Genomic DNA, 24,378 nt, shown 5'->3' on the forward strand with positions numbered 1-24,378 from the left:
GTTCGCCTTTATCAATTATTTCTTACGCAGGCGATCCATCGCCATCTGGATACTCACGCCCAGGCGTTCCACAGCACGCGCCAGCGAACCGATTTCGTCGCCGCGGCTGGTCTGTGGAATGGTCACGTCGAGCTGGCCCTTGCTGAGCTTCTCGGCGATGTCGGTCAGGTGGTTGATCGGGCGGGTCAGTTGCTTGCCCAGCACGAACGCCAGGGCGCCAACCAGGACGATAACGATGATGATCAGCAGGCGCGCTTCGCTGCGCATCTTGGTCATGGCAGCATAGGCTTCGTCGTAGCGCTGTTCAACCAGCACGGTCCAGCCTTGCGGCAGGTTGCGCACGAAGCCCACCATCTTCACGTCACCGTCCATATAGACTTTTGGCTCGTCGGTGATGCCTTCCACTTGCAGGGCAGGGTGCTTGCTGAAGTCTTGCAGTGCGGATTTGATCTTGCTCGCATCGCCGTGGGCGATGACTTTCTTGTCGCCGTCCAGCAGGATGGCGTGGCCGGTTTCGCCGATGCGGATGTCGGTGACGGTGCGCGATACCACGCCCAGGTCCATCGCCATCGCGAACACGCCGACGATGGTGCGGTTTTCATTGCGGATCGGGACGCCGATGTTCAGCGATGGCTTGCCGCTGGTCTTGCCGATGGCCACCAGGCGGCCTTCGTTCTTGCCGGACATGATGGCTTTGAAGTACGAGCGGTCGCCGTAGTCGAGCATGGCGCTGCCGTCGCTGCGTGCCACGTCCTTGCCGGTGGTGTCCAGGGTGTGGATCAGGTACACCCATTCGTAGGACGCGGCGGTTGCCATCAGGACCGGGGTCTGGCGGCCGGTGTTCATGGAAATGACGTCGTCCAGGCGGGCGGCCTGGCGCATGGCGCGCATATTGGTGTCGTCCCAACCGTTAACGCCAGTGGCCACGGTGTCCGTGGTGGCGATCAGGTTTTCCGAAATTTTCGTGGTCAATTCCTGTTCGGCGGAAGAATTGCCCAGGTACCAAAGGGCAAACAGTGGCACGAGGGTTACCACGAGCAGGGTGATCAGGACTTTTTGAAAGATATTAAGAGACAGTTTCATTTTTATAAATCATTCGTAATAATCGAGCTGACACAACCGCATTCAGAATACGGACAACGTCTGCATTATGGCTGATTTCGAGGCAAAGCTGATGACTTGCCCGAGGCGGTTCGCAGCGCCAAGCACGCTACTTCGGGCATATGCCTGAGCAACTTATTGTGAACTCACAGGCCGCTTCTGGGCCCTTGTTGGCGTGATTTCGCTGTTGCTCAGTTTATAAGTACACGATTATACATCAGCCGCTTTCCATGCGGAAATGATTTATGTGTCGCGCGAATTGGCCAGGCGCGGCGTGTTGCGCGCCTGCGCCGGCAGGGCCGGGCGCTGGCGTTGCTGGCCAGCTTCCCCGGACAGGCGGAATTGGCTGACCAGGTTCTCCAGCCCGACGGCCTGGTCGCTCATGGCCGCGGCGGCGGCCGCAGCTTGCTCCACCAATGCGGCATTCTGCTGCGTGGTCTGGTCCATCTGCATGATGGCCATGTTCATCTGCTCGATGCCGTCGGTCTGCTCGCGCGTGGCCAGGGAGATCTCGGCGACGATGCCGGTGACGCGCTGCACGGCCGACACCACTTCTTCCATCGTGGCGCCCGCCTGCGCCACCAGCCTGGCGCCGGCATCGACCTGCTCGACCGAGCTGGAAATCAGTTCCTTGATCTCTTTGGCGGCGCTGGCCGAGCGGGCTGCCAGGTTGCGCACCTCGCTGGCGACCACGGCGAAGCCGCGGCCTTGCTCGCCGGCGCGCGCCGCCTCCACCGCGGCATTCAGGGCCAGGATATTGGTCTGGAAGGCGATGCCGTCGATCACTGCGATAATGTCCACCACCTTGCGCGAGGAATCGTTGATCGAGCCCATGGTCGTCACGACCTGGGACACCACTTCGCCGCCGCGCTGGGCGATGGTCGAGGCGGAGCTGGCCAGCTTGTCCGCTTCGCGTGCATTGTCGGCATTGGCCTTGACGGTCGACGTCAGTTCTTCCATTGATGACGCGGTTTCTTCCAGCGCGGACGCCTGGTTCTCGGTGCGCGCCGACAGGTCCATATTGCCGGTGGCGATTTGGCCGGAGGCCGAGGCAATGGCGACCGTGCCATTGCGCACCTGGCCGACGATCTGCGACAGTGCATCGTTCATCTCGCGCAGGGCTTGCAGCAGCTGCCCGGCTTCGTCCTGCGAATGGGCCTTGATATGGCTGGTCAAATCGCCGGATGCGACGGTGCGCGCCACCTGCAGGGCATAGTTGATCGGACGCGTAATCGAACGGGTAACCCAGTATGCGCACGCAACGCCCAGCACCAGCGCCGCCACGCCCAGCGCGACCATCATGACCTGGGCGGAGCTGATGTGCTGCTTGATCTCGGCGCCGTTGGCGGTGACGATGCCGTCCTGCAGGTCGGCGAGTTTTTCCACGGTGGCCTGCAGCCTGGCCAGGCGCGGCATGGTGTCCGATAGTGCGCGCTGCGTCGCCTGTTCGCGCTGGCCTTCCGCGAGCAGATTGAGCACGCCGGTAAACGATTGCACATAGGCGCTGCGCTCGCTGCCCACTTGCGCCAGCAGTTCGCGTCCGGCGGGCCGGTAGACCAGCTTGTCGAGCGTGGACAGGGCGGCTGTGATGGTGGCCTTGTTCCTGTCGACCTGCTTGCGCAGTTCCGCCGCTTGCGCGGCATCGGTCACCAGCAGCAGTTGCAGCACCAGCGCCGAATTTGCGCGGGTGGTGGCGGCAACGGTGGCGGCCGCATCTGCCTTCGCCCAGTCCTTGTCGATGATGGTGGAACTCAGCTCGCCGATACTGGAGAGGCGCAGGCTGGCTACGGCAATCAGCATGGCCATCAAGGCGAAGACAATCGCGAAACACAAGCCCAGGCGGGTCCCGATCTTCAGGTTGGCAATGCGCATGACTGCTCCTTCCGGCGGCGTGGAAAACGATTTACCAGTATAAATACTTGCCAAAAGGAGATAAATTCGGGGGCGGCGCGCAAGCCGTCCCCGAATGAAAAAGCGCTTAAGCTTCGGCTTGTGCGATGCTAGCCGAGGCCTCGGCCTTCAGCGCGATCTGGCGGTTGATGGCGCTGAGCACGGCCTTGAACGAGGCGGTGACGATATTGCTGTCGATGCCCGCGCCGAACAGGGTAGGGCCGCCGTCCAGGCGCAGTTCGACATAGCAGGCTGCCTTGGCGTTGGCGCCGTGGCCGATGGCGTGCTCGTGGTAGTCCATCAGCGTGACGTCCAGGCCGAGCGCGTCGACGAAAGCGTCGATCGGGCCGTTGCCGCCGCCTTGCAGGGACATTGACGCCTTGTTGTGCAGCAGGCCGATGTCGATCTGCACCGGCTCGTCGCTGGAACTGTCCTCCACCATCTTGTGCGATACGTAGGCGTATGGCGTGCCCTGGGCCAGGTACTCGCTTTCGAAGATCTGGTAGATGCCTTCGGAGGTGATTTCCAGGCCGGTCTGGTCGGCCACTTTCTGCACTGCGCGGCTGAATTCGATCTGCAGGCGGCGCGGCAATTCGAGGCCGTAATCCTGTTCCAGCAGGTAGGCCATGCCGCCCTTGCCGGACTGGCTGTTGACGCGGATGACGGCGTCGTAGCTGCGGCCCAGGTCTTGCGGGTCGATCGGCAGGTATGGGATCTCCCACGGCGCGCCTTCCTGTTGCTTGGCGAAGCCCTTCTTGATCGCGTCCTGGTGCGAACCGGAGAAGGCGGTGAACACCAGGTCGCCCACGTATGGATGGCGCGGATGTACCGGCAGCTGGTTGCACTCCTCGACCACTTTGCGCACGGAGTCGATGTCGGAGAAGTCCAGGCCAGGATGCACGCCCTGGGTGTAGAGGTTCAACGCCAGGGTCACCAGGTCGACGTTGCCGGTGCGTTCGCCGTTGCCGAACAGGCAGCCTTCGACGCGCTCGGCGCCGGCCATGACGGCAAATTCAGCGGCAGCGATGCCGGTGCCGCGGTCGTTATGCGGGTGTACCGAGATGATGATGGAATCGCGGCGCTCCAGCTTGCGCGACATCCATTCGATCTGGTCGGCGTACACGTTCGGCGTCGAGCATTCGACGGTGGCCGGCAAGTTGACGATCATTTTCCTGTCCGGAGTCGGCTGCCAGATGGCGGAGACTGCATCGACGATGTGCTTGGCGAAATCCAGCTCGGTGGTGGAGAAGGACTCGGGCGTGTATTCGTAAGTCCAGTCGGTTTCAGGATGCTGGGCCAGCAGTTGTTTCACCAGCCTGGTGCCGTCCGTGGCGATCTTGGTGATTTCTTCGCGGCTGGCGCCGAACACCACTTTGCGGAATACCGGTGCGGTGGAGTTATACATGTGCACGATGGCGCGCTTGGCGCCAATGCACGATTCAACGGTGCGGCGAATCAGTTCTTCGCGCGCCTGGGTCAGCACGATGATGGTGACGTCGTCCGGAATGCGGTTTTCCTCGATCAGCTTGCGCACGAAATCGAAATCGGTTTGCGAGGCGGAAGGGAAGCCCACTTCGATTTCCTTCAGGCCCACCTTGATCAACAACTCGAAGAACTTGATTTTCTTTTCCACGCTCATCGGCTCGATCAGCGCCTGGTTGCCGTCGCGCAGGTCGGTGCTCATCCAGATCGGCGGCTTGGCGATGACGGCGTTCGGCCAGGTGCGGTCGCTCAAGCCGACGGTTGGGTATGGACGATATTTGGCGGCAGGGTTCTTCAACATCATGGTGATACTCCTGTGTTTTTCAAATTTTGGGAAACCGGGACGTGGCGCGAGGGAGGCCGACGTGGGGTACTGCAGGGGGAAATCAGGCGCGTGCCAGTAGTAGCGCGCCTGGTAGTAGGGCGCCTGGCAGGTGTGCAGAAATGTGCAAATGCGAGGTCATGTCGACCAATGTAAGGCACCGGATTTGACCTTGTCAAGAAAAAATCTCAACAGCAATTTGCGATGTTTTCGCACTTTCTGCTGATAAAATGGTGGTCATGGCGAGGATAAATCGGATATGGATAAGATTGATCGAGAAATAATCGGACTTTTGCGCGATGATGCGAGGATAAGTTTTAAGGATCTGGGCGAGCGCGTAAGCCTCAGTGCGAACACGGTGGCGGACCGCGTGCGGCGCTTGGTGGCCGACGGCGCCATTCTCGGATTCGAGGCTCGCCTCGACCACGCGGCGCTCGGCCTGCACCTGCAAGCCTATATCGACGTCAAGCTGAAGTCGGGCACCAATACCCACGAGTTCGAGGAAATCGTCAAAACCATCCCCGGCGTGCTGGAAGTGGCGCTGCTGACCGGGAATTACGATGGCTTGCTTCGTGTGGCCTGCAAAGACCAGGCCCACTTGCTGCGCCTGATCGACACCTTGCGCGACCGGGCGGGCGTGCAGGATACCTACAGCCGCGTGATCCTGCACCAGACTCCGGTCAGCGCGCCGCTGACTGTGACAGAATAACGGCCCTGATGTTTGATTGCGGAATTCCGATGCAAAAGCTGAATGCAGAATTGACCCGGCTCTATCTCGCTCCACCGGCCGGTGGCACGCGCAGCATTTCCCTTGCGTTCAAGCGGCTGGCGGGCGACGGCGAGGCAGGACATTGGGAGCGCCTGTGCCAGGTGGCGAATGCACTGCAGGCGGAGCTGGGCTTGCCGGCGCCTGCAGTGAGCATTTCGGGCGCCGGCGCTTTCGGGCTCTGGCTCTCGCTGGAAAAGCCGGTGACGGAGGCGCAAGCGCAGGAGTTTGCGGCGCTGCTTTGTTCCGAGGCCGAATCCGCTGCGGCAGCGCTGCCGCCATACCTGGACCAGGCGAGCGGTAAATGGGCGGCATTCATTCACCCTGGCATGGGGGCGTCCTTTGCGGGCGATGAGGGCCTCGATATGCAGCCGCCGGAAGCGGGGCAGGTCGCCTTGCTGGAAGGGCTTGAGAGCATCGGCCCGGCCCCGTTTGCGCAAGCGCTTGACCAATTGCGGCGACCTGTTGGCATCGCGCTTCAGCCGTCCCCGCCAGCGCCCGAGGCCAGCGCCACGCCAGGAGGTTTGCTGTTGAAGGACGCGACGCTGGAAGACATCGTCAACTTCCTCCATTCAAAGAACATCGAGCCTACTTTCCGCTTCCTGAAATAAGCGGCAACTGCTCGACGAGTTGCGCTGTGGCCTCTGGCGTCATGTTGATGAATTTGCAGCCTATATGAAGCTGTTCGCCCAACAGGAAGGAGCGGAAACCTCGCGTGAAGCGCACTTCCAGCTCGGTGGGAATCTCAATGTCCGGCCCCAGCTCCAGTACCACGTCAGGAATCTTGCGGCCCTTGAGCAAACCCTTCGCTTCGATCTTCGAGCAGCGCAGCCCGATGCCGCCTAGCGAAAAATCGTAGATCGGCAGCTCATATGTGTGGCCGTTCAAGACGAACGACGCCATGAAGTTGGCGCCCAGCGGCGTTTCCACCCGCTCGGAGGCACGCCGGTCCAGCACCGCACAGGTCTCCGGGAATGTCATTGGAATCAGATGCGGCTTGCCGGGCACCGGACTCCATTCCTGGTTGGACAGGCGGAATTGCAGCTTGGCGGTACGCAGCCAGCTGACAAAAGTGACCTTGCCAGGCTGGAGGACGCCGCCTTCATTCAACTCCATCACGAAATGCGGCAATTCGGGATCGACCGACAGGATGCGCCCCAGCACCGCGTCACGGCTGCCGGCCGCGTACATCGAGATCGCATCGCCGCTCGCCGCCAAGAGGGTCAAGGCATCGCCGATATCATCCTCGCTCGTCATTTCGTACGAGCTTGCCGTAGCCAGGAAGGGGGCTAGCGCGTCTTGTGGCCGCGGTGGTCCCTTGCGAACCGGGACGGCATGGTGCTCATGGAGCTGCATAGCGCACGTTTATGAGGATGGCATGAATCCATCATAGGATGCGAATTGCCAAATAGCAACCTCTTTTGAATCCCTGAAAAGAGCCTTGAACCATCCTGTCATTCGAAGCGTTATCAGGCTGCGACTTGCACGCGCGCTTCGCCGGCGGCCATTTCGCCGATGACGGCGGCATGCTCGAAGCCGTGGCTGCGGAACAGGGCCAGTACTTCGTCGACGCTCGCCGGATCGCAGGAGACCAGCAGGCCGCCGGAAGTCTGCGGGTCGGTCAGCAGGGTATGCTGCGGCTGGGTGATGTTCGGCGACAGCAGCACGTCCTTGCCGTAAGCATCCCAGTTGCGGCCCGAAGCGCCGGTGAAGAAACCGTCGTGCGCCAGCTTCTCAACCCCTGGCAGCAGCGGTATTTGCGACATATTCAGCTTGGCGGTCAGCTTGGCGCCTCGCGCCAGTTCCAGCAGGTGGCCAAGCAGGCCAAATCCGGTGACGTCGGTCAACGCATGCACGCCCGGCAGTTCGGACAAGGCCTTGCCCGGCTTGTTCAACTTGGTGGTGTTGTCGATCATGGCCTGGTAGCCTTCATCGCCGAGGACGCCTTTTTTCAGCGCTGCGGACAGCACGCCCACGCCCAGCGGCTTGCCCAGCACCAGCACGTCGCCGGCCTTGGCATCCGCATTGCGTTTCACTTTGGATGGATGCACCAGGCCCAGGACCACTAGGCCGTAGATCGGCTCCACGGAATCGATGGTATGGCCGCCGGCAATCGGGATGCCGGCTTCGTTGCAGATCGATTCGCCGCCCTTGATGATCTTGCCGATCACCTCGATCGGCAGTTTGTTGACAGGCATGCCGACCAGGGCTAGCGCCATGATCGGAGTGCCACCCATGGCGTAGACGTCGGAGATGGCGTTGGTAGCGGCGATGCGGCCGAAGTCGAACGGATCGTCGACGATCGGCATGAAGAAGTCGGTGGTGGCGATCAGGGCCTGCTCGTCGTTCAGTTTGTAGACGGCAGCGTCGTCGGCCGTTTCGATGCCGACCATCAGTTCCTTCGGCACTGGGAAGCCGTTGGTGTTCTTCAGGATCTCGGACAGCACGCCGGGCGCGATCTTGCAGCCGCAGCCGCCGCCGTGGGAGAAGGAGGTGAGTTTGATTGGTTCAGTGCTCATGATGGGGTCTTTCAGTTCGTATGGAGCAGATTATCCACCAAGTCGAGCAGGGCTGCCTGCTCGGCTTCGGGAGTGAAAAGCCTGGCGCGGCGGGCGCATTGCTCTTGCAGCCTGGCGTACCAGCCGGCGTCGTCGATGCTTTTGTCAACCAGGGCTGCCAGCGCTCGCGCGTCGCCCAGCGGGAAGTAGCCGAGGTAGTCGTCGCCCAGCATGCCGCGGTTGCCGCTGATATCGCTGGCCAGCACGGGCACGCCGCTGGTGACCGCTTCGATGATGACGTTGGCGCCCCCCTCCATGCGCGAGCAGATGGCCATGGCGTGGGCAGCTTTGAGCCGCTGGCGCGTTTCGGCATGGGGCAGGGGACCAAGCCAATGGTAGCGTCCTGGCCAGGCCGCATTGGCTGCGGTGGCAGCCTCGCCTAGCGCGGGATCAAGCACGCCGCCGATATGCACCAGGCGCGCGCTGCGGGCGGTGACGTGCGAGGCGGCCAGCATGAACGTGCGCGGGTCTTTTTCCTCGCGCAGGTGGCCGACCATCAGGATGTCGTGGTGATGCGGCGCCGCGGCACGGGCGGCCGGCTGGAGCGAGGGCGCGGATTGATAGATGACGCGGGCCTTGGCGCGCAGGTGCGGCGGCAGCTCGTCCAGGCCGGCCGGCTGCAGCAGGACCAGCGCGCTGGCGCGCTGCAGCGAAGCTTGCGCGTCGGCGTCGACGCGGATGTCGCGATACAGGTCGGTGCCGGTCAATACCAGGACCGTTGGACGCTCGGGATGCGCTGCGCAAAAATGCGCCAGCGGCGCCGCCGAGCGGCGCGCATGAAGGGCGATCAGCAGGTCCGGCGCGGCCTCGGCAGGCCAATCGGAAGCGATGTCGGCCTGGTAGCGCGGGCGCAGGAATTGCGCCCAGCGGCGCGCTGTTTGCCAGTTGCCGTTGTTGGCCTGTGCCAGCGCCGGGCTGACGATGCAGATTGTCTGCTTGCTCACTGGTGTAATTCGCTCAAATATCGCTACAATCGACCCATGAATGCCATCCATGCCTCGTTCCGCGCCGCCCGAACACAGCAACTTGCCGATGCCTTGCAGGCTGCGCGCAATTATACGCTGAGCCTTTTCGAATGCTTTGCCGCCACCGGCATGGATGTATCGATGCGCGTGCCGCAGATGCGCATCGTCAATCCGCCGTTGTGGGAACTGGGCCATACCGCCTGGTTCGCCGAATGGTTCGTCTTGCGCGAAGCGATTTCCAGCCATCCGGCCGACGCTTTGTACATGTCCTTGCTGCGCAAGGGCGATGACTGGTTCGATTCCAACATGGTGCCGCACCGCAGCCGCTGGAGCCTTGACCTGCCCAGCACGGGCGGCGTGAAGACCTACTGCCACGAGGTCCTGGACCGCGTCCTGGACAAGCTGTCGCGCGAACCGAACACGGACGAAGCGCTGTACCCATACCGGCTGGCGCTGGCCCACGAAGACATGCATGGCGAGGCCTTCCTCTACACCTTGCAGACGCTGGGCTTGCAGGCGCCGGCGCACCTGACCCACGACGAACGTGCATCCGGCGCTCCCGGCGATATTGCTTTCCCAGGCGGCACGCTGCAACTGGGAAGCGCGCCGGAGACGGGCGGCTTCATCTTCGACAACGAAAAGTTTGCGCATCCCTGCTACGTGGCGCCATTCCGGATGGATGCCACGCTGGTCACCAACGCCCAGTATGCCGACTTCGTGGAAGATGGCGGCTACGAACGACGCGAGTTCTGGAGCAATTCGGGCGCCGACTGGCTGCTGCGGCAGGAGCGCTCGGCGCCGCGCTACTGGCGCCGCGACAACGGCCAGTGGCGCACGATGCGTTTCGGCCGGCTCACGACGCTGGCCGCGCACGAGCCTGTGCGGCACGTGTCCCTGTACGAAGCGCAGGCCTATTGCGCCTGGGCCAATCGCCGCCTGCCGACCGAGATGGAGTGGGAGTACGCGGCCTTGCACGGCCATCCTGCTTTCCGCTGGGGCCAGTTGTGGGAATGGACGGCATCGCCGTTCGAACCGTATCCCGGTTTTGTGGCAGACCGCTACCGCGAATATTCGGCTCCGTGGTTCAGTACCCACCAGGTACTGCGCGGCGCATCGTTCGCCACGCCATCCCGGCTTGGCTCCGCCAAGTTCCGCAACTTCTACCTGCCGGAACGGGACGACATCTTCAACGGCTTCCGCACTTGCGCATTTGAATAAGAAAGTCGGGGTCGGCAATTAAAATGGGGACGTACCCTTTGAACGGGTACGTCCCCATTTAATTGTTACTTCTTCAGGTGGTCATCCAGCCAGCCGATCACGGTGTGGTGCCACAGGATCGAGTTGGCGGGCTTCAGGACCCAGTGGTTTTCGTCCGGGAACACCAGCAGCTTGGACTCGATGCCCTGGCGCTGCAGCGCCGTGAAGGTGCCCAGTGCCTGCGCGGTCGGGATGCGGAAGTCCAGGTCGCCCTGTACCACCAGCATCGGGGTCTTCCACTTGGCCACGTGGTGAACCGGGTTGAACTTTTCGTAGCCGTTCGGGTTGGCGTAGTAGGTACCGCCATTGTCCCATTCAGTGAACCACAGTTCTTCGGTGGAGTAGGCCATGCCGCGCTGGTCGAACACGCCGTCGTGGTTGACGATGCACTTGAAGCCGTCGCTCCAGTTACCTTCGATCCAGTTCATCATGAAGCCGCCGTACGAAGCGCCCAGTGCGCAGGCGTTCTGGCCGTCCAGGAAGTCATACTTTGCCACGGCTGCCGCCAGGCCTTTCTGCAGGTCTTCCAGCGGCTTGCCGCCCCAGTCGCCGCTGATCGAATCGGTGAAGCCCTGGCCGTAGCCGGTCGAACCGTGGAAGTCGATGAACACCGAGGCGTAGCCTGCGCCGGCATACACCTGCGGATTCCAGCGGTAGCTCCAGCTATTGCCGAAGCTGCCCTGCGGGCCGCCGTGCACCAGGAAGGCGACCGGATATTTCTTGCCCGGCTCGTAGTTCCATGGCTTCATCACGTGGCCGTACACGGTCTCGCCGTTTGCGCCCTTGAAGGAGAACTGTTCGTACTCCGCCATCTTCACGTCTTTCAGGCGTTCGGCATTGGCCCAGGTCAGCTGCGTGCCTTTCTGCTCGGCGCCATCGGCCTTCAGCTTGACCAGTTGTGCGCCGCCGCCCAGCGAGGCTTGCGCGGAGATCACGGTGTCTTTCTGCACGTCGAACTCGCCGGCGTAGCCTTTGCCGGTCAGCGCGGTGACCTTGCCCGAGGCGACGTCCAGCGAGAACAGGCGGTGGTTGCCGATATCGTCGGCATTGGCCAGCAGGGCCTTGCCGTCAGGGCGCCATTTGTAGTCGGCGATGGAACGATCCCATTCCTGGGCCAGCACGCGCTTCTTGCCGGTGGCGACATCCATCAGCACCATATGGAAGCGGTCGGCTTCAAAGTTTGGGCGCTTCATCATCAGGTACGCGAGGGTCTTGCCGTCCGGGGAGAAGGATGGTTTGGCGTCCCATGCCGGGTTTTCGCCAGTCAGGTTGCGCGGGGCAGTGCCGCCGGCCGCAGGAACTTCGTACAGGTCGAAGTTGGTGGACCAGGATTCGGCCTTGCCGGCCACGCGTGCCGAGAACACGACCTTCTGGCCGTCCGGCGAGAACTGGTAGTCGGCGTTGTCGCCGAAAGGCTTGGAATGGACGTCGCCGTCCAGCGCGCCGCTCAGGCTGACCGGTGCACCAGCCTTGCCGCCGGCGTCGATCGGTGCCGAGTACAGCACATTGCGGCGGCCGTCGGCCCAGGTATCCCAGTGGCGCACGAACATTTCGCTGTACAGCATGCCGGTGGCCTTGTTCCTGGACTTGTCGTCCAGGCGCTTTTTGGTGCAGGCCAGGTCGGCGCAATCGCGGAACACTTCGAAGGCCATGGCCAGGCGGTCACCTTTTGGCGACAGGCGGAAGCTCTCCACGCCCAGCGGGTAATCGGTGACGCGCACAGCTTCACCGCCGGCGTTCATTGGCAGGCGCCACACTTGCGCGGAGCCCGAACGGCCGCTCACGAAATAGAGCGCGTCGCCCGAAGGGGACCATTGCGGCTGGCTGCTGCTGGCATCGTGCTGGGTCAGTTGGACCGGGGCCGGCTTGGCGGCCTTCAGGTCGATCATCCACAGTTGCGTGATGCCGCGGTTCTTTTCCATATTGGTGGCGCGGACGGTATACACCACGCGGCTTGCGTCCGGCGACAGCACAGGGCTGCCAACACGGTCCATGCTCGCCAGGTCTTCGATGGTCAGGCCGCGCGGGGCGGCAACGGCATTGGTTGCCGCTGCGATGGCGGCGCCCAGTACCAGCAGGCGTAAGGTCATTCGGGATCTCCGGTCTGTTATCAAATCTGCCAGCGGGTGGCTGGCCAAGCGGGCATGATACTGTAATATTTCGCGCATGGAGATCAACACTAAGAAAATCGCGGTCTGGGGATTGACCGGCGCGACGGCTGTTTTGTGCGCCGGCGCCGTGCTGTTGACGCAAACGTGGTATTCGAAACCGCTCAAGCTCGAATGGTTTTACATGCGCGGTTTTGCAGCGGCCGCGCTGAAAAGCCCGGAGATGATGTCGCGGCTTCACGTGCTGCCGGGCTGGCTGGATTTTTCCAGCTCGCGGCTGGACGACGAATCGCCCCGGCGCCGGCATGAGTTTTACCAGGACATGAAAGGTAACCTGGCCATGCTGGAGCGCTACGACCGCAATGAGCTGGGGCGCGAGGCCCAACTGTCCTACGATACGCTGCACTATTACCTGAACACCGTGACGGAAGGCGAGCGCTTCCAGCTTCATGAATTCCCTGTCAATCAGGTGCACGGCCTGCAAAGCGCGCTACCTGAATTCATGGCCGACGTGCACAGCGTGAGCTCCCGCAGCGAGGCCGAGAGCTATATCGCCCGCCTGCAGAAGTTCCCGCTCAAGTTCGAGCAGTTGATCGAGAGCCTGCGTGCGCAGGAAGCTGCCGGCATCTTGCCGCCGCAATTCCTCGTCGAGAAAGTGCTGCTGCAGATGCACGGCTTCGCGGGACGCCCGGCGCGCGAGAACATGCTGTACACCACCTTCAAAGCCAAGCTGGATGCGATCCCGCTGTCCGGCATGAGTGAGAAGGTGCGCAGCGAATTATTGCAAGGCGTGGGCGACGCAATCCAGAAAAGCGTCTATCCGGCTTATGCTGAACTGATCCGCCACTTCGTCGAATTGCAGGGGCGCGTTCGTTCCAACGACGGCGCCTGGTCGCTGCCAAACGGCGATGAATACTACGCCTGGTGCGTGCGCTATCACACCTCGACCAACCTGACGCCGCAGCGCGTGCACGACCTGGGACTGGCCGATGTCGATCGCCTCACCGGCATCATGGACCGCCTGCTGCGCCAGATCGGGTTGGAAGATGGGAGTATTGGCGAGCGGATGCAGCAACTGCAGCGCGATCCGAAATACCGTTACCCAGACACTGAGGAAGGCCGCAAGGAAATGCTGGCCGACTACCGCGCCATCATGAAAGAAGCCGATGAAAAGTTGACCGGGGCCTTCCTCAAGCACCCCAAGGCTGCGATCGAAGTGCGTCCGGCGCCTGCCGAATCGGCCGCCACCGCGCCGACCGCCTATTACATGCCGGGAGCGATGGATGGCTCGCGTCCTGGCGTGTTCTATGCAAACATGCGCTCACTGAAAGACACGCCGAAGTACGGCATGCGCAGCACGGTATTCCACGAAGTCATGCCGGGCCATCATTTCCAGATATCGCTGGCGCAGGAGATGAAGGGTGTGCCGTTTTTCCGCCGGGTGATCGGTTTTTCTGCATACCAGGAAGGCTGGGGGTTGTACGCGGAACGGTTGGCGTCTGAAATGGGCCTGACGCCCGATCCGGTCGACCAATTAGGCCGCCTGCGCGACGACATGATGCGCGCCGCAAGACTGGTGGTCGATACCGGCATCCATTACAAACGCTGGTCGCGCGAAGAGGCCATCGACTACATGATGGACAACACCGGCATGGGCGAACAGGAAGCGACGGCGGAAGTGGAGCGCTACATCGTCTCGCCGGGCCAGGCGCTGGCATACAAAGTTGGCATGCTGTCGATCCTAGGCTTGCGCGAGAAGGCGCGCGCCGAATTGGGCGACAAATTCGACCTCAAGGAATTCCACAACGAAGTCCTGGGCCACGGCGCATTGCCGATGACCGTGCTGGAGCGTGTGGTGGACGACTGGATCGCCCTGCGCAAATGAAAGTCGGGGTCAGGTCTGGCAATCCGCCACATTTTTCGCCATGCGAAAAATGTGGCGGATTGCCAGACCTGACCCCGACTTTAATTACAGGAGCTGCTTGCCGAGCGCTTCCAGGCGCTCGAAGTAGGCGGTCATGTCCAGCTCTTTACGGGCTACGCCGCTGCGCATTGCTGCTTGCGCGATTTTCGGGGTGACGGTTGGCAGCAGGCGGTCGTCCAGCAGGCCGGGGACCACGTAGTCCTTGCCGAAGCGGGCGTCGCTATGCGCCAAGCCGGCCAGGGCGGTTACGCAGGCGCGCTTCATTTCCTGGTTGATCGTGGTGGCGCCGGTGTCCAGCGCGGCGCGGAACAGGTATGGGAAGCACAGTGCGTTGTTGATCTGGTTCGGGTAGTCGGAGCGGCCTGTGGCGATGATCGCATCCGGCGCCACTTCGCGTACCAGTTCAGGGCGCAGTTCAGGCTCGGGATTGGCCAGGGTGAACACGATCGGCTGCTTCTTCATGCGCTGGACGTCGGCTTGCGACAGCACGCCAGGGCCGGATACGCCGAGGAATACGTCGGCGCCTTCCATCACGTCGGACAATGTGGTGGCAGTGGTGTCCTGCGCCCAGTCGGCTTTTTCGCCGGTCAGGTTGCGGGCCTTGGTCAGCACGCCTTTGGAGTCGCACACGAAGATGTTCTCGCGGCGCGCGCCGATGTCCACCAGCAGTTCCAGGCAGGCGATGGCTGCGGCGCCGGCGCCGGAGCAGACGATCTTCACGTCGGCGATGTCGCGGCCAGTCATTTCAACGGCGTTCAGCATGCCGGCGCCGACCACAATCGCGGTGCCGTGCTGGTCGTCGTGGAATACCGGGATCGACAGGCGTTCGCGCAGCTTGCGTTCAATGTAGAAGCACTCCGGCGCCTTGATGTCTTCCAGGTTGATGCCGCCGAAAGTAGGGTGCATGGCGGCGATGATGTCGACCAGCTTGTCCGGATTGGTTTCGTCCAGTTCGATGTCAAAGGAATCGATGCCGGCGAATTTCTTGAACAGGATGGACTTGCCTTCCATGACCGGCTTGCCGGCCAGTGCGCCGATATTGCCCAGGCCCAGCACCGCGGTGCCATTGGTGATGACTGCCACCAGGTTGCCCTTGGCCGTGTATTCGTAGGCCAGTGCCGGGTCACGCGCGATTTCCACGCAAGGCGCCGCTACGCCCGGCGAGTAGGCCAGGGCCAGGTCGTCCTGGCTGCCAACGCTCTTGGTCACTGCAATGGCCACTTTGCCGGGCGTGCCGGCTTTATGGTATTCCAGTGCCTTTTGTTCAAGACTGCTCATTCTGTGCTTCTCCTTTAGTTCTGCGAAAAACGCCCGCTACAGGCCAGTTTAGCCTGTGCGGGCGTGCTTTGCAGGGCGCTACGCGGGCGCCCGGCTCAGTATTTGATTATGGATACAGGCCACGTACTTCGCGGGCAGCCAGCACGCGGGTGCATGCCAGGATGAAGGTTGCGGTGCGCAGCGATACCTTCTTCTCTTGCGAGACTTCCCACACGGAGTTGAACGCGTCCTGCATGATGCGGGTCAGGCGTGCATTGATTTCTTCCTCGCTCCAGAAGAAGGAGGAGAAGTCCTGCACCCATTCGAAGTAGGACACGGTCACGCCGCCGGCGTTACACAGCACGTCCGGAACGATCAGGATGTCTTTGTCGTTCAGGATGTCGTCCGCTTCAGGAGTGGTTGGGCCGTTGGCGCCTTCCAGGATGATCTTGGTGCGGATCTGGCCTGCGTTCTTGGCGGTGATCTGCTGTTCCAGCGCTGCCGGTACCAGGATGTCGGACTCGATGCCCCAGAAGGAATCGCGGTCCTGGGTCGCTTCTGCGCCTGGGAAGCCGGCCACGCCGCCGGTTTCGGCTACGTGCTTGTGCAGTTCAGCCACGTTCAGGCCGCCCTGGTGCACCACGGTGCCGGTGTGATCCTGCACGGCGATGATCTTGGAACCCGCTTCAGCGAACATGTTGGCAGCGATGCCGCCCACGTTGCCGAAGCCCTGGATTGCAATGCGTGCGCCCTGGATTGCTACGCCGCGCTGTGCAGCCGCTTCACGGCCGGTCACGAACACGCCGCGGCCGGTTGCTTCGCGACGGCCCAGCGAGCCGCCCATCGAAATTGGCTTGCCGGTGACAACGCCGGTCGACAGGTTACCTTCGATCATGGCGTAGGAGTCCATCATCCATGCCATCACCTGTTCGTTGGTGTTGACGTCTGGTGCAGGGATATCCTTGGTCGGGCCGATGATCAGGCTGATCTCGCTGGTGTAGCGGCGGGTCAGGCGCTGCAGTTCACCTTTGGACAGGGTCTTTGGATCGACACGGATACCACCTTTTGCGCCACCGTATGGCACGTTGACGGCGGCGTTTTTCACCGTCATCCATGCCGAAAGGGCCATCACTTCCGACAGGGTGACATCCTGGTGGAAGCGCACGCCGCCCTTGCCTGGGCCGCGAGACATATTGTGTTGAACGCGATAGCCTTCGTAGTGGGCGATCGAGCCGTCGTCACGTTCGATCGGAACGTCGACAACGAGGATGCGCTTAGGGCGCTTCAGGGTTTCAACCCAGCGGGACAGGCCGCCCAGGTGAGGGGTGACGCGATCAATTTGTTTCAGGTACTGGCCCCAAGGACCGAGATCTTCAGCGTTGAGGTAAGACGGCAAGGCGTGGTTGGTCATTGTGTGACTCGCTCAGGTTGTTCGGTAACGCGGCGAATCTTATTCCTGTGCAATTGCCGAGGCCAATGCCGAGTGCGCATCCGGTTATGCAAAATTTGCATAACCTGTCTTTTTGGTATCGCTTGGTAGGCAAACTACAAACCCGTGCCCCAGTGTCTGACCCGCGGGGTCAGACACTGATACGCGGCCGCTGCAGGCTAGTGTCAGACCCTGTGGGTCGGACACTGGTTTACCGGTTCTATCGGTCCGAAGCCGGCACGCGCCGCTTCGCCGAAGCCGGCTTTTGTTTTTCCGCCAAATGCTCCCAAAGCCGCGCCACCACGGCCTTCCCAGGCCGCGCCGTGCTGGGCCGCTCGCGATAGAGCCGAATCTCCATCTCGATTTCCCACTCCGCCCGCCCGCCATCGGCCGGTGCCAGCAGCTTCTGTTTCACCTCGCGCGTCACCGCCGATTCGGGCAGGAACGCGATCCCGCGCCCCTCCAATGCCATCATCTTCAACCCTTCCGCCATATCGGTCTCGTAATGGGTCTCAAGGTGCAAAGCCTGCTTGGCATCGGACATGATCAGGTCGACCATGCGACCCAGGTAGGCATTGGTCGTGTAGGAAAGGAAGGGCAGGGGCGACGTCTTCCGCCCCGGCAGCACGAACTCCGGCTGCCTGGCCTTGTCGCAACGCGCATAGGCACGCAAAGCCTCGCGCCCCAGCACCAGCATGTCGTAGCGCCCCGGATCAAGCTGCACCGGCTGGCGCGGATGGTGGTAGCAAAGCAGCAGGTCGCAGCCGCCTTCCACCAGCTGCAGCACCGCATCGTGCACGTTCAGCGCCATCAGGCGCGAATTGATCGGCGCGAATTCCTCCTCAAGCTGCGCGATCCATTTCGGGATGAAGGTCAGCGACAGCGTGTGCGGCACGGCGAGATCGATGCTGTTCTGCGTCGCCGCCCGCTTGCCGCGCAACAGCTCGCGCACGCCGTTGATCTGGCTGAGCATTTCCAGCGCCTGTTCGTAGAACACCAGCCCCGCCGGCGTCACGCGCGTCGGGTAGGAGGTGCGGTCGATCAGGTCCATGCCCAGCCAGTTTTCCAGTGACTGGATGCGCCGCGAGAACGCAGGCTGCGTGACGTGGCGCAGTTGTGCGGAGCGGCTGAAGCTATTCGTTTCAACCAGGGAGATAAAGTCTTCCAGCCATTTTGTTTCCATGAACGAGATCCTAAGCAGCGGTTGCGATGCGGCGCATTGGCGTGAACAGCAGCGCAAGCGTAGCGCATACCACCAGGATGACGCCACCTCCAAAGAACATCTGCGGCAAGGTCGCGCTCTGCATGATCCAGCCGGTTGCGGCGGATGACAGCGGCGCCAGGCCGAACATGATGAACATGAAGATGCTCATCACACGTCCCATCATCTGCGGCGGCACACGCTTCTGGATCCAGGTGAACACGGCCACCTGCACCAGCCCGACCAGCGCGCCAAGCGAGAGCAGCAGCAAGCCGCCTTGCCACGCCGTGGTAATCAGGCCGAGCGGCATGATCAGCAGGCCGGCCATCGCATCGACCGACAAGGCGAGCAGGCCAATGCGCACCGGCTTGCCGGCATTGTACTTGGCCGTCATGCCGGAGAAGGCCATGCCCGCCAGCATGCCTGCGCCATGGGCTGCCATCAGCATGCCAAAGGCCGAGCCGTCGTGCAGGCGCTCCTTGGCCAGCACCGGCAAGGCCACCTGCATGGTGCCGCCGATCAGTACCGATACCAGGCCCCAATAGGCGAAGCAGGTGCGCATCTCCACGTCGCGCCATACTGCCAGCAGGCCTTCGCCGACAGCATGCAGCACGTTTTGCGGCACCGCAGGTGCGCCGCCTGGCAGCGGCACCACGCGCGACAGGGTCCACGCGGAGACCACGAAGCTCAGGCTGTCGAACGCGAAGGCCATGCCCAGTGCGCGCATGCCGCCATCGGAGCCGCCGGCGTCGCCGATCGCCAGCAGCAAAGCGGCCAGCAAAGGACCCGCAAGCATGCCGACCTGGCGCACGCCCATGATGGCGCCGTTCGCTGCCTGCAGCAGGTCCGGAGGAATGGCGCGCGGCATGATCGAACTGCCGGATGGATAAGCAAACGCCTGCGCCAGCCCGATGCCTAGCGAGAGCGCATACACCAGCGGCAGCGTAGCTGCGCCGGCCAACGTCAGCACAGCCAATGCGCCTACCAGCAGCGCGCTGGCGTGCTTGGTCAGCATCAGTACGCGCTGGGGCGAATGGCGGTCCACCACGGCGCCGCCAATCAGGATGAAGATGGCGCGTGGTGTGCCCAGCAGGGCGAGTACCAGTCCGAGCGACAGCGGATCGCCGGTCAGTTTAAGCACGAGCCAGGGCAGGGCGATCAGGGTGAACTGGTCGCCTAGCATGGACAGGATGCCGCCGCTGAGCAGCCAGCGGAAATTGGCATTGTTTTTAAGGGTGGGTGTCATTATCAGGGGCCGATCAAGTTGGCGAGGACGGCGTTCAGCGGCGCCAATTCTTCATCCTTTGAATGGCGCAGCAGGTCCGCAGCGTATTCGGCGGCGGTGCGCTGGGCGTTATCCAGCAGTGCGTGGCCGGGCGCAGTGATGACGGCATAGCCGACGCGCGCATCACGTTCGTCAGCCTGGCGTGCCACCCAGCCGGTCTTTTCCAGCGGCAGCAGGGTACGGGTGACCCCTGATGCGGTCAGTCCCAAGCGGTCGGCCAGGTCGACGCGGCGCAGGCGGCCGCCTGGTGCGTTGGCCAGGCTTTGCAGCAGCATGAAGTCGCTGAAGCTCAGGCCGTGGTGGCCGCCCAGCACGGTGTCGAGGCGGCGGATAATGGTGGCGTGGGCGCGCGCAAGGCGCAGGCAGAATTCGAGTGCGTTATCCATGACTATTCATTGAAAAGTGCTTGAGTAATCAAGTATATAGAAACTTCTTGCTGCGCGCCATAAAAACTTCGAATCGGCGTCAGCGGTAGACTAGAGCCATGAATAAGCGCAGATCATTCCTCAAGAGTTCAGTCGCGGTGGCATCGGCTTTGGCGCTGCCGGCAATGGCTCGCGCTGCCATCGCTGCGCCGCACGAACGCAGCCTGCGCTTCTACAACACGCACACCGGCGAAACCTTGCGCACGATGTTCTGGGCCGAGGGGCAGTTCATTCCCGAGGCGCTGCAGGACATCAACCACCTGCTGCGCGACCATCGCAACGACAAGGTCGCAACCATCGATCCCGAACTGATCCTGCTGCTCGACCGCGTCAGTTCGCAATTCAGCAACCACGAAGTGATCCATGTGATTTCCGGCTATCGCTCGCCTGAAACCAACCAGATGCTGGCCGAAGCCAGCGGCGGCGTGGCGAAACACAGCATGCATATCGAAGGGAAGGCGATCGATGTGCGCCTCCCCGGACGCGACCTGGAACGCCTGCACAAGGCGGCGCTGGCGCTGAAGGGCGGCGGCGTTGGCTACTATCCAACCTCACAGTTCGTGCACATGGACACGGGACGCGTGCGTCACTGGTGAACTACTGGCGGCCCAGCAGCGGATAGGGATTGATTGGCTTGCCCTGCCACCAGTTCTTCTCCGGACCCAGTTCAAACATGGCGAAATGCAGGTGCGGCGCGGTGGGATCGGCATTGCCCGTGGCGCCTACATAGCCGATCAGGTCACCGCGCTTGACCTGCTGGCCTTCTTTCAGCGCCGTGGCGTAGTGGTCGAGGTGGGCGTAGTAATACGAATACTTTTCATTCGGATCGAACTGATAAATCGTCAGGCCGCCGGGCTTGCTGGTAAACAGCTTGGCGATCTTGCCGTCGGCTACTGCGTAGACCGGGGTCCCGACCGGTGCAGGGATGTCCAGCGCTTCATGCATTCGCTCCGAGCCGCGCGGCTGGGCGTAGGTGTCCTGGATCTGCTCCGGCTTCACGCCAGCCACGGGGATAAACAGGGAAGTGCCGCTGCCGCTGGCAACCAGCCCGCCGGTGCCGCTGGTGTCGCCCGCGCGCATGCCGGCCAGCGAGTCGCCGGCCTTGCCGGCACCGGCGACATGCGGCGGATCGATCGGCGCCGCCTGGGCTGGCGTGAGCACCGGGGCTGCTGTTGTTGCTGGCTCGATGACTGGCGCGGATGCCGGCACGGTCTGCGGTACAGGCGCCGGCCGGTCGCCGGGAATCGTAATGGCAGCGGTCTCTCGGTTGTCCAGTGGCACGCGGCTAATCAGCAGCAGTGTGCCGCCGGCGCCAAGGACAATCCCGGCAATCAGGGTGCCGAATGCGCCTATGGGTCTCATGGCAGCCTCCTTATTCCTGTAGCACGGCTGGCGTCCCCGGCCCTACTGCATCGGCGACGCGTGCGGCGTCCCAGTTGGCGAGCCGGATGCAGCCATGCGACTGCGTTTGGCCGATCTTGCCCGGTTCGGGCGTCCCGTGGATGCCGTAATGGTCTTTCGACAAGTCTATCCACACGACGCCAACCGGATTGTTCGGTCCGGGCGGGATGGTGGCCTTGCCGTCGCCCGGCTTCGCATCCCAGAATAGTTTCGGGTTGTAATGGAAGGGAGGATTCCGTGCCACGCCATTTATCTTCCAGTGACCGACCGGTAGCGGATCATGTTCGCTGCCGGAAGTGACGGGCATTTGTGCGATCACCTTGCCGCCGGCATCGAGCAGCGAAAGCGTGCGGTCGCTGCCGTCCACCACGATGCTGGCCGCTTTCGGCAGGGGCGGCGCGGCGCCCACGTTCGGCACCATGATTTGCGCGCCTGCCTGTTCGATGTCCCTGCCGGAGTTGAGCTTGCGCAGCAGCGCCGGGCTGGCGTGGAAGCGCTCTCCCAAGGCTTCGGCGGCGCTCGAGTAGCTCAGTGCCTGAAGCTTGGCCTTGTCGGCCATTTCTTCCGGTACCGGCACGAACGGTCCGGCGACGTCGGCATCGGTGACCGTGTAGGCAGCCAGCACTGGCTGGCCATCATCAAGCGCCGCCAGCGTAGCGTCATCTGCCTTGCCGGTCTGGGGCAGGCCGCGTGCACGCTGGAAGCCAAGCAAGGCTTGCCGCGTATTGCCGCCTGCGGTGCCGTCGATCTCTCCGACGGAAAAATTGGCCCGGTCCAGCAGCACCTGGGCGCGCACGGTTGGGGAGGGCGAGTCCTGGGCCGCATGCGCGCCCGTGCTGGCTAACAACAGGGCAATCAGGATTGTTCTCATGGGCGCAGTGTCGCGCTGATTTTGCGGCCGCTCCGTTCGGTAACGTACAAAAGAAAAAGGCCGCCAGGTTGCCCGGGCGGCCTTGCTTATTGCACGCTAATGATTAGCGATCGCCCCAAGGACGACGCGGCGCATCGGTGCGCGGACCCTTGAAGCCGCCGGCATCACGATCGCGGTTGCGGAAGTTGCTCTCGCCGCGCTCGCGGAAACCGCCTTCTTTGCGGACGCCGCCTTCAGGGCGCTCAGCGCGGAAGCCGCCTTCGGAACGGAAACCGCCGCCATCAGCGCGATTGCGGAAACCGCCTTCGGCTGGACGCTCGGAGCGGAAGCCGCCTTCATTGCGGTTGCGGAAGCCACCTTCAGGACGCTCGTTGCGGAAACCGCCTTCAGCACGGAAGCCGCCTTCGTTGCGATTGCGGTAGCCGCCCTCGCTGCGTTCACGGAAACCGCCTTCGTTACGATAGCCACCTTCCTTGCGCTCGCCCGCAAACGGATTGCCTTCGCTGCGATAGTGGCCGCCTTCCGAGCGCGGGTTGGAGAAGGAGCGCTGGCCCGGCTTGCTGTTGCGGCCATCGCCTGGCTTCCAGCCTGGGCGCGATGCGGAGCGCGAAGGCGCTGCACGCTTAGGCTCGAAGCCTTCGATCACTTCGACCGGAATCGGCTGGCGGGTCAGGCGCTCAATACGGCGCACCAGCATGTTTTCAGCGTGGTTCACCAGCGATACTGCGATACCGTTGCGGCCGGCGCGGCCGGTACGGCCGATGCGGTGCACGTAATCTTCAGGGAATTTAGGCAGGTCGTAGTTGAACACGTGAGTGATGTTCGGCACGTCGATGCCGCGTGCTGCCACGTCGGTTGCAACCAGCACTTTCACGTTACCGCGGCGCAGGCCGTCCAGGGTGCGGTTGCGCGCGCCCTGGTGCATGTCGCCATGCAGCGCAGCGGCGGAAAAACCGGCGATGTTCAGGCGGTCTGCGATGGTGTCTGCGTCACGCTTGGTGGCGGTGAAGACCACTGCCTGGTCCATGGTTTCGTCGCGCAGCAGGTGGTCCAGCAGGCGGTTCTTGTGCGACAGGTCGTCCACGAAGTGCACGCGCTGTGCAATGTTTTCGTGCTTGGTGGTCGCGGTGTTGATCTGGATGACCAGCGGGTCCTTGGTGATGCGGCGGGCCATATTGCCCACCACGCCGTCCAGGGTTGCCGAGAACAGCATGGTCTGGCGCGAATCAGGGGTGGCGGCAACGATCTTCTCGATGTCCTCGATGAAGCCCATGTCCAGCATGCGGTCGGCTTCGTCCAGCACCAGCACTTGCAATTGCGAGAAGTCGATCTTGCCCTGTTCCATGTGGTCGATCAGGCGGCCTGGAGTCGCAACCAGGATTTCCGGATTCTTCGCCAGCAGTTGCATCTGTTTAGGGTAAGGCATGCCGCCCAGGATCGCCACGGACTTGATGTGGCGCAGGTTGGCGCAGTACTTGGTGGTGTTGGTGGTGACCTGCAGGGCCAGTTCACGAGTAGGAGTCAGCACCAGCATCTTTGGCTGGGCAGGGCGGAAGCGCGGGCGCTCGCCGCGGGCACGCGCGGACTGGGCTTCCTGCGCTGGAGTCTTGCCGGTGCCGGTGAAAGGCGCGCTGGCCAGGCGGTGCAGCGATGGCAGCATGAAGGCCGCGGTCTTGCCGGAGCCGGTTTGCGAGGAAACCAGCAGGTCCTTACCCTCGATCGCGGCAGGAACGGCCTGCTGCTGGACTGCGGTCGGCGCGGTGTAGCCGGCTTCGGTCAGTGCGGAGAGGATGGACGCGTGGAGACCAAGTGCTTCAAAAGTCATGTAAATCTTTCGTAAAAAGCGAGAAAATAGCTACGCTAAACCAGAACGAAACGACTCTATTTGTATAGAAATTTCGGCACAAAAGCTTTGCGCCGGGACGGTGTCATTTGACTACGACACACAGGGCGGAGGGCTTTTTAGGCGGCATCCAATGTTCAGGATGCGGCAGATAGTTTCGCGAAGCTGCTATTTGTGTTGTTATTTTCAGCTGCGTTATATGTGTTGCAGCGCACAAGCGATGAATTATACACGGAATCTCGGCTGCGCGGTAGCTTTCCATTCGGTTTGCGGCAGAGCAATATTGCTTAGTT

At 62.5% G+C, this 24,378-nt stretch carries 20 protein-coding genes; 5 read left to right on the forward strand and 15 right to left on the reverse strand.

The window, feature by feature from the left end; all coding sequences use genetic code 11:
- Window positions 1–15 precede the first annotated feature (15 nt).
- The 3 genes from ACN9M3_RS12955 to leuA form a co-directional block, all read right to left on the reverse strand.
- Window positions 16–1,083, reverse strand: a complete 1,068-nt coding sequence (locus ACN9M3_RS12955; RefSeq protein WP_426171257.1) for a HAMP domain-containing protein — start codon at window positions 1,081–1,083, stop codon at window positions 16–18.
- Window positions 1,084–1,344: 261 nt separating this feature from the next.
- The gene (locus ACN9M3_RS12960; RefSeq protein ID WP_426322911.1) at window positions 1,345–2,973 is read right to left on the reverse strand and encodes a methyl-accepting chemotaxis protein; all 1,629 of its coding nucleotides are present in this window, start codon (window positions 2,971–2,973) and stop codon (window positions 1,345–1,347) included.
- A 106-nt stretch (window positions 2,974–3,079) separates the two neighbouring features.
- Window positions 3,080–4,777, reverse strand: coding sequence for a 2-isopropylmalate synthase (gene leuA, locus ACN9M3_RS12965; protein ID WP_426322913.1), 1,698 nt, complete (start codon window positions 4,775–4,777; stop codon window positions 3,080–3,082).
- Window positions 4,778–5,054: 277 nt separating this feature from the next.
- On the opposite strand from leuA, the gene ACN9M3_RS12970 reads away from it, so the two are divergent.
- Both ACN9M3_RS12970 and ACN9M3_RS12975 read left to right on the forward strand, forming a co-directional pair.
- Complete coding sequence (locus ACN9M3_RS12970) at window positions 5,055–5,504, forward strand: Lrp/AsnC family transcriptional regulator (protein WP_426171262.1); 450 nt, start codon at window positions 5,055–5,057, stop codon at window positions 5,502–5,504.
- A 29-nt stretch (window positions 5,505–5,533) separates the two neighbouring features.
- A complete protein-coding gene (locus ACN9M3_RS12975; RefSeq protein ID WP_426322916.1) occupies window positions 5,534–6,172 on the forward strand; it encodes a hypothetical protein in 639 nt (212 codons plus the stop codon).
- On the opposite strand, the gene ACN9M3_RS12980 is transcribed toward ACN9M3_RS12975, so the two are convergent.
- The 3 genes from ACN9M3_RS12980 to senB all read right to left on the reverse strand — a co-directional run bounded on the left by ACN9M3_RS12980 (window position 6,150) and on the right by senB (window position 9,063).
- Window positions 6,150–6,818, reverse strand: coding sequence for a flagellar brake protein (locus ACN9M3_RS12980; RefSeq protein WP_426322918.1), 669 nt, complete (start codon window positions 6,816–6,818; stop codon window positions 6,150–6,152). The genes ACN9M3_RS12975 and ACN9M3_RS12980 overlap by 23 nt on opposite strands.
- A gap of 212 nt (window positions 6,819–7,030) precedes the next feature.
- Window positions 7,031–8,080 carry a selenide, water dikinase SelD gene (selD, locus tag ACN9M3_RS12985; RefSeq protein WP_426322920.1) on the reverse strand — a complete coding sequence of 350 codons (1,050 nt, stop codon included), beginning with the start codon at window positions 8,078–8,080 and terminating at the stop codon, window positions 7,031–7,033.
- An 11-nt stretch (window positions 8,081–8,091) separates the two neighbouring features.
- A complete protein-coding gene (senB, locus tag ACN9M3_RS12990) occupies window positions 8,092–9,063 on the reverse strand; it encodes a selenoneine biosynthesis selenosugar synthase SenB (RefSeq protein WP_426171268.1) in 972 nt (323 codons plus the stop codon).
- 36 nt (window positions 9,064–9,099) lie between these two features.
- Here senB and senA point away from each other — a divergent pair, with 36 nt between their 5' ends.
- Entirely contained in the window at window positions 9,100–10,302 is a 1,203-nt protein-coding gene (gene senA / locus ACN9M3_RS12995) for a selenoneine synthase SenA (RefSeq protein WP_426322922.1), read from the forward strand.
- Between the two features lie 65 nt (window positions 10,303–10,367).
- Here senA and ACN9M3_RS13000 read toward each other — a convergent pair whose 3' ends face one another.
- A complete protein-coding gene (locus tag ACN9M3_RS13000) occupies window positions 10,368–12,431 on the reverse strand; it encodes a prolyl oligopeptidase family serine peptidase (protein ID WP_426322924.1) in 2,064 nt (687 codons plus the stop codon).
- A gap of 76 nt (window positions 12,432–12,507) precedes the next feature.
- Between ACN9M3_RS13000 and ACN9M3_RS13005 the strand changes: the two genes are divergently transcribed.
- Entirely contained in the window at window positions 12,508–14,334 is a 1,827-nt protein-coding gene (locus ACN9M3_RS13005) for a DUF885 domain-containing protein (protein WP_426322926.1), read from the forward strand.
- A gap of 84 nt (window positions 14,335–14,418) precedes the next feature.
- Here the strand turns inward: ACN9M3_RS13005 and ACN9M3_RS13010 are convergent, their stop codons facing one another.
- From ACN9M3_RS13010 to ACN9M3_RS13030, 5 genes are all read right to left on the reverse strand, one after another.
- On the reverse strand, window positions 14,419–15,651 hold the full coding sequence (locus tag ACN9M3_RS13010) for a malic enzyme-like NAD(P)-binding protein (RefSeq protein WP_426171274.1): 1,233 nt from the start codon (window positions 15,649–15,651) through the stop codon (window positions 14,419–14,421).
- 106 nt (window positions 15,652–15,757) lie between these two features.
- Window positions 15,758–17,041, reverse strand: a complete 1,284-nt coding sequence (locus tag ACN9M3_RS13015) for a Glu/Leu/Phe/Val family dehydrogenase (RefSeq protein ID WP_426322928.1) — start codon at window positions 17,039–17,041, stop codon at window positions 15,758–15,760.
- Between the two features lie 238 nt (window positions 17,042–17,279).
- Entirely contained in the window at window positions 17,280–18,242 is a 963-nt protein-coding gene (locus tag ACN9M3_RS13020; RefSeq protein ID WP_426171276.1) for a LysR substrate-binding domain-containing protein, read from the reverse strand.
- Window positions 18,243–18,252: 10 nt separating this feature from the next.
- The gene (locus ACN9M3_RS13025; protein WP_426322930.1) at window positions 18,253–19,506 is read right to left on the reverse strand and encodes an MFS transporter; all 1,254 of its coding nucleotides are present in this window, start codon (window positions 19,504–19,506) and stop codon (window positions 18,253–18,255) included.
- Between the two features lie 2 nt (window positions 19,507–19,508).
- A complete protein-coding gene (locus ACN9M3_RS13030) occupies window positions 19,509–19,931 on the reverse strand; it encodes a MarR family winged helix-turn-helix transcriptional regulator (protein WP_426322932.1) in 423 nt (140 codons plus the stop codon).
- Between the two features lie 98 nt (window positions 19,932–20,029).
- Here ACN9M3_RS13030 and ACN9M3_RS13035 point away from each other — a divergent pair, with 98 nt between their 5' ends.
- Window positions 20,030–20,566 (forward strand): DUF882 domain-containing protein, encoded by a 537-nt coding sequence (locus ACN9M3_RS13035; protein ID WP_426171281.1) that lies wholly within the window; start codon window positions 20,030–20,032, stop codon window positions 20,564–20,566.
- A gap of 1 nt (window position 20,567) precedes the next feature.
- Here ACN9M3_RS13035 and ACN9M3_RS13040 read toward each other — a convergent pair whose 3' ends face one another.
- The 3 genes from ACN9M3_RS13040 to ACN9M3_RS13050 form a co-directional block, all read right to left on the reverse strand.
- A complete protein-coding gene (locus ACN9M3_RS13040) occupies window positions 20,568–21,332 on the reverse strand; it encodes a M23 family metallopeptidase (protein WP_426322934.1) in 765 nt (254 codons plus the stop codon).
- A 10-nt stretch (window positions 21,333–21,342) separates the two neighbouring features.
- Entirely contained in the window at window positions 21,343–22,242 is a 900-nt protein-coding gene (locus ACN9M3_RS13045) for a L,D-transpeptidase family protein (RefSeq protein ID WP_426322936.1), read from the reverse strand.
- Between the two features lie 103 nt (window positions 22,243–22,345).
- On the reverse strand, window positions 22,346–24,067 hold the full coding sequence (locus ACN9M3_RS13050) for a DEAD/DEAH box helicase (protein ID WP_426322938.1): 1,722 nt from the start codon (window positions 24,065–24,067) through the stop codon (window positions 22,346–22,348).
- Between the last annotated feature and the right edge of the window lie 311 nt (window positions 24,068–24,378).

The sequence above is a fragment of the Pseudoduganella sp. R-43 genome (genome assembly GCF_049913255.1).
Classification (GTDB): Bacteria; Pseudomonadota; Gammaproteobacteria; order Burkholderiales; family Burkholderiaceae_D; genus Rugamonas.

Coding starts and splice junctions, on each gene's coding strand:
- ACN9M3_RS12955 (WP_426171257.1), bottom strand. CDS start 1,083: ATGAAACTGTCTCTTAATATCTTTCAAAAAGTCCTGATCACCCTGCTC.
- ACN9M3_RS12960 (WP_426322911.1), bottom strand. CDS start 2,973: ATGCGCATTGCCAACCTGAAGATCGGGACCCGCCTGGGCTTGTGTTTC.
- leuA (WP_426322913.1), bottom strand. CDS start 4,777: ATGATGTTGAAGAACCCTGCCGCCAAATATCGTCCATACCCAACCGTC.
- ACN9M3_RS12970 (WP_426171262.1), top strand. CDS start 5,055: ATGGATAAGATTGATCGAGAAATAATCGGACTTTTGCGCGATGATGCG.
- ACN9M3_RS12975 (WP_426322916.1), top strand. CDS start 5,534: ATGCAAAAGCTGAATGCAGAATTGACCCGGCTCTATCTCGCTCCACCG.
- ACN9M3_RS12980 (WP_426322918.1), bottom strand. CDS start 6,818: ATGACGAGCGAGGATGATATCGGCGATGCCTTGACCCTCTTGGCGGCG.
- selD (WP_426322920.1), bottom strand. CDS start 8,080: ATGAGCACTGAACCAATCAAACTCACCTCCTTCTCCCACGGCGGCGGC.
- senA (WP_426322922.1), top strand. CDS start 9,100: ATGAATGCCATCCATGCCTCGTTCCGCGCCGCCCGAACACAGCAACTT.
- ACN9M3_RS13000 (WP_426322924.1), bottom strand. CDS start 12,431: ATGACCTTACGCCTGCTGGTACTGGGCGCCGCCATCGCAGCGGCAACC.
- ACN9M3_RS13005 (WP_426322926.1), top strand. CDS start 12,508: ATGGAGATCAACACTAAGAAAATCGCGGTCTGGGGATTGACCGGCGCG.
- ACN9M3_RS13010 (WP_426171274.1), bottom strand. CDS start 15,651: ATGAGCAGTCTTGAACAAAAGGCACTGGAATACCATAAAGCCGGCACG.
- ACN9M3_RS13015 (WP_426322928.1), bottom strand. CDS start 17,041: ATGACCAACCACGCCTTGCCGTCTTACCTCAACGCTGAAGATCTCGGT.
- ACN9M3_RS13020 (WP_426171276.1), bottom strand. CDS start 18,242: ATGGAAACAAAATGGCTGGAAGACTTTATCTCCCTGGTTGAAACGAAT.
- ACN9M3_RS13025 (WP_426322930.1), bottom strand. CDS start 19,506: ATGACACCCACCCTTAAAAACAATGCCAATTTCCGCTGGCTGCTCAGC.
- ACN9M3_RS13030 (WP_426322932.1), bottom strand. CDS start 19,931: ATGGATAACGCACTCGAATTCTGCCTGCGCCTTGCGCGCGCCCACGCC.
- ACN9M3_RS13035 (WP_426171281.1), top strand. CDS start 20,030: ATGAATAAGCGCAGATCATTCCTCAAGAGTTCAGTCGCGGTGGCATCG.
- ACN9M3_RS13040 (WP_426322934.1), bottom strand. CDS start 21,332: ATGAGACCCATAGGCGCATTCGGCACCCTGATTGCCGGGATTGTCCTT.
- ACN9M3_RS13045 (WP_426322936.1), bottom strand. CDS start 22,242: ATGAGAACAATCCTGATTGCCCTGTTGTTAGCCAGCACGGGCGCGCAT.
- ACN9M3_RS13050 (WP_426322938.1), bottom strand. CDS start 24,067: ATGACTTTTGAAGCACTTGGTCTCCACGCGTCCATCCTCTCCGCACTG.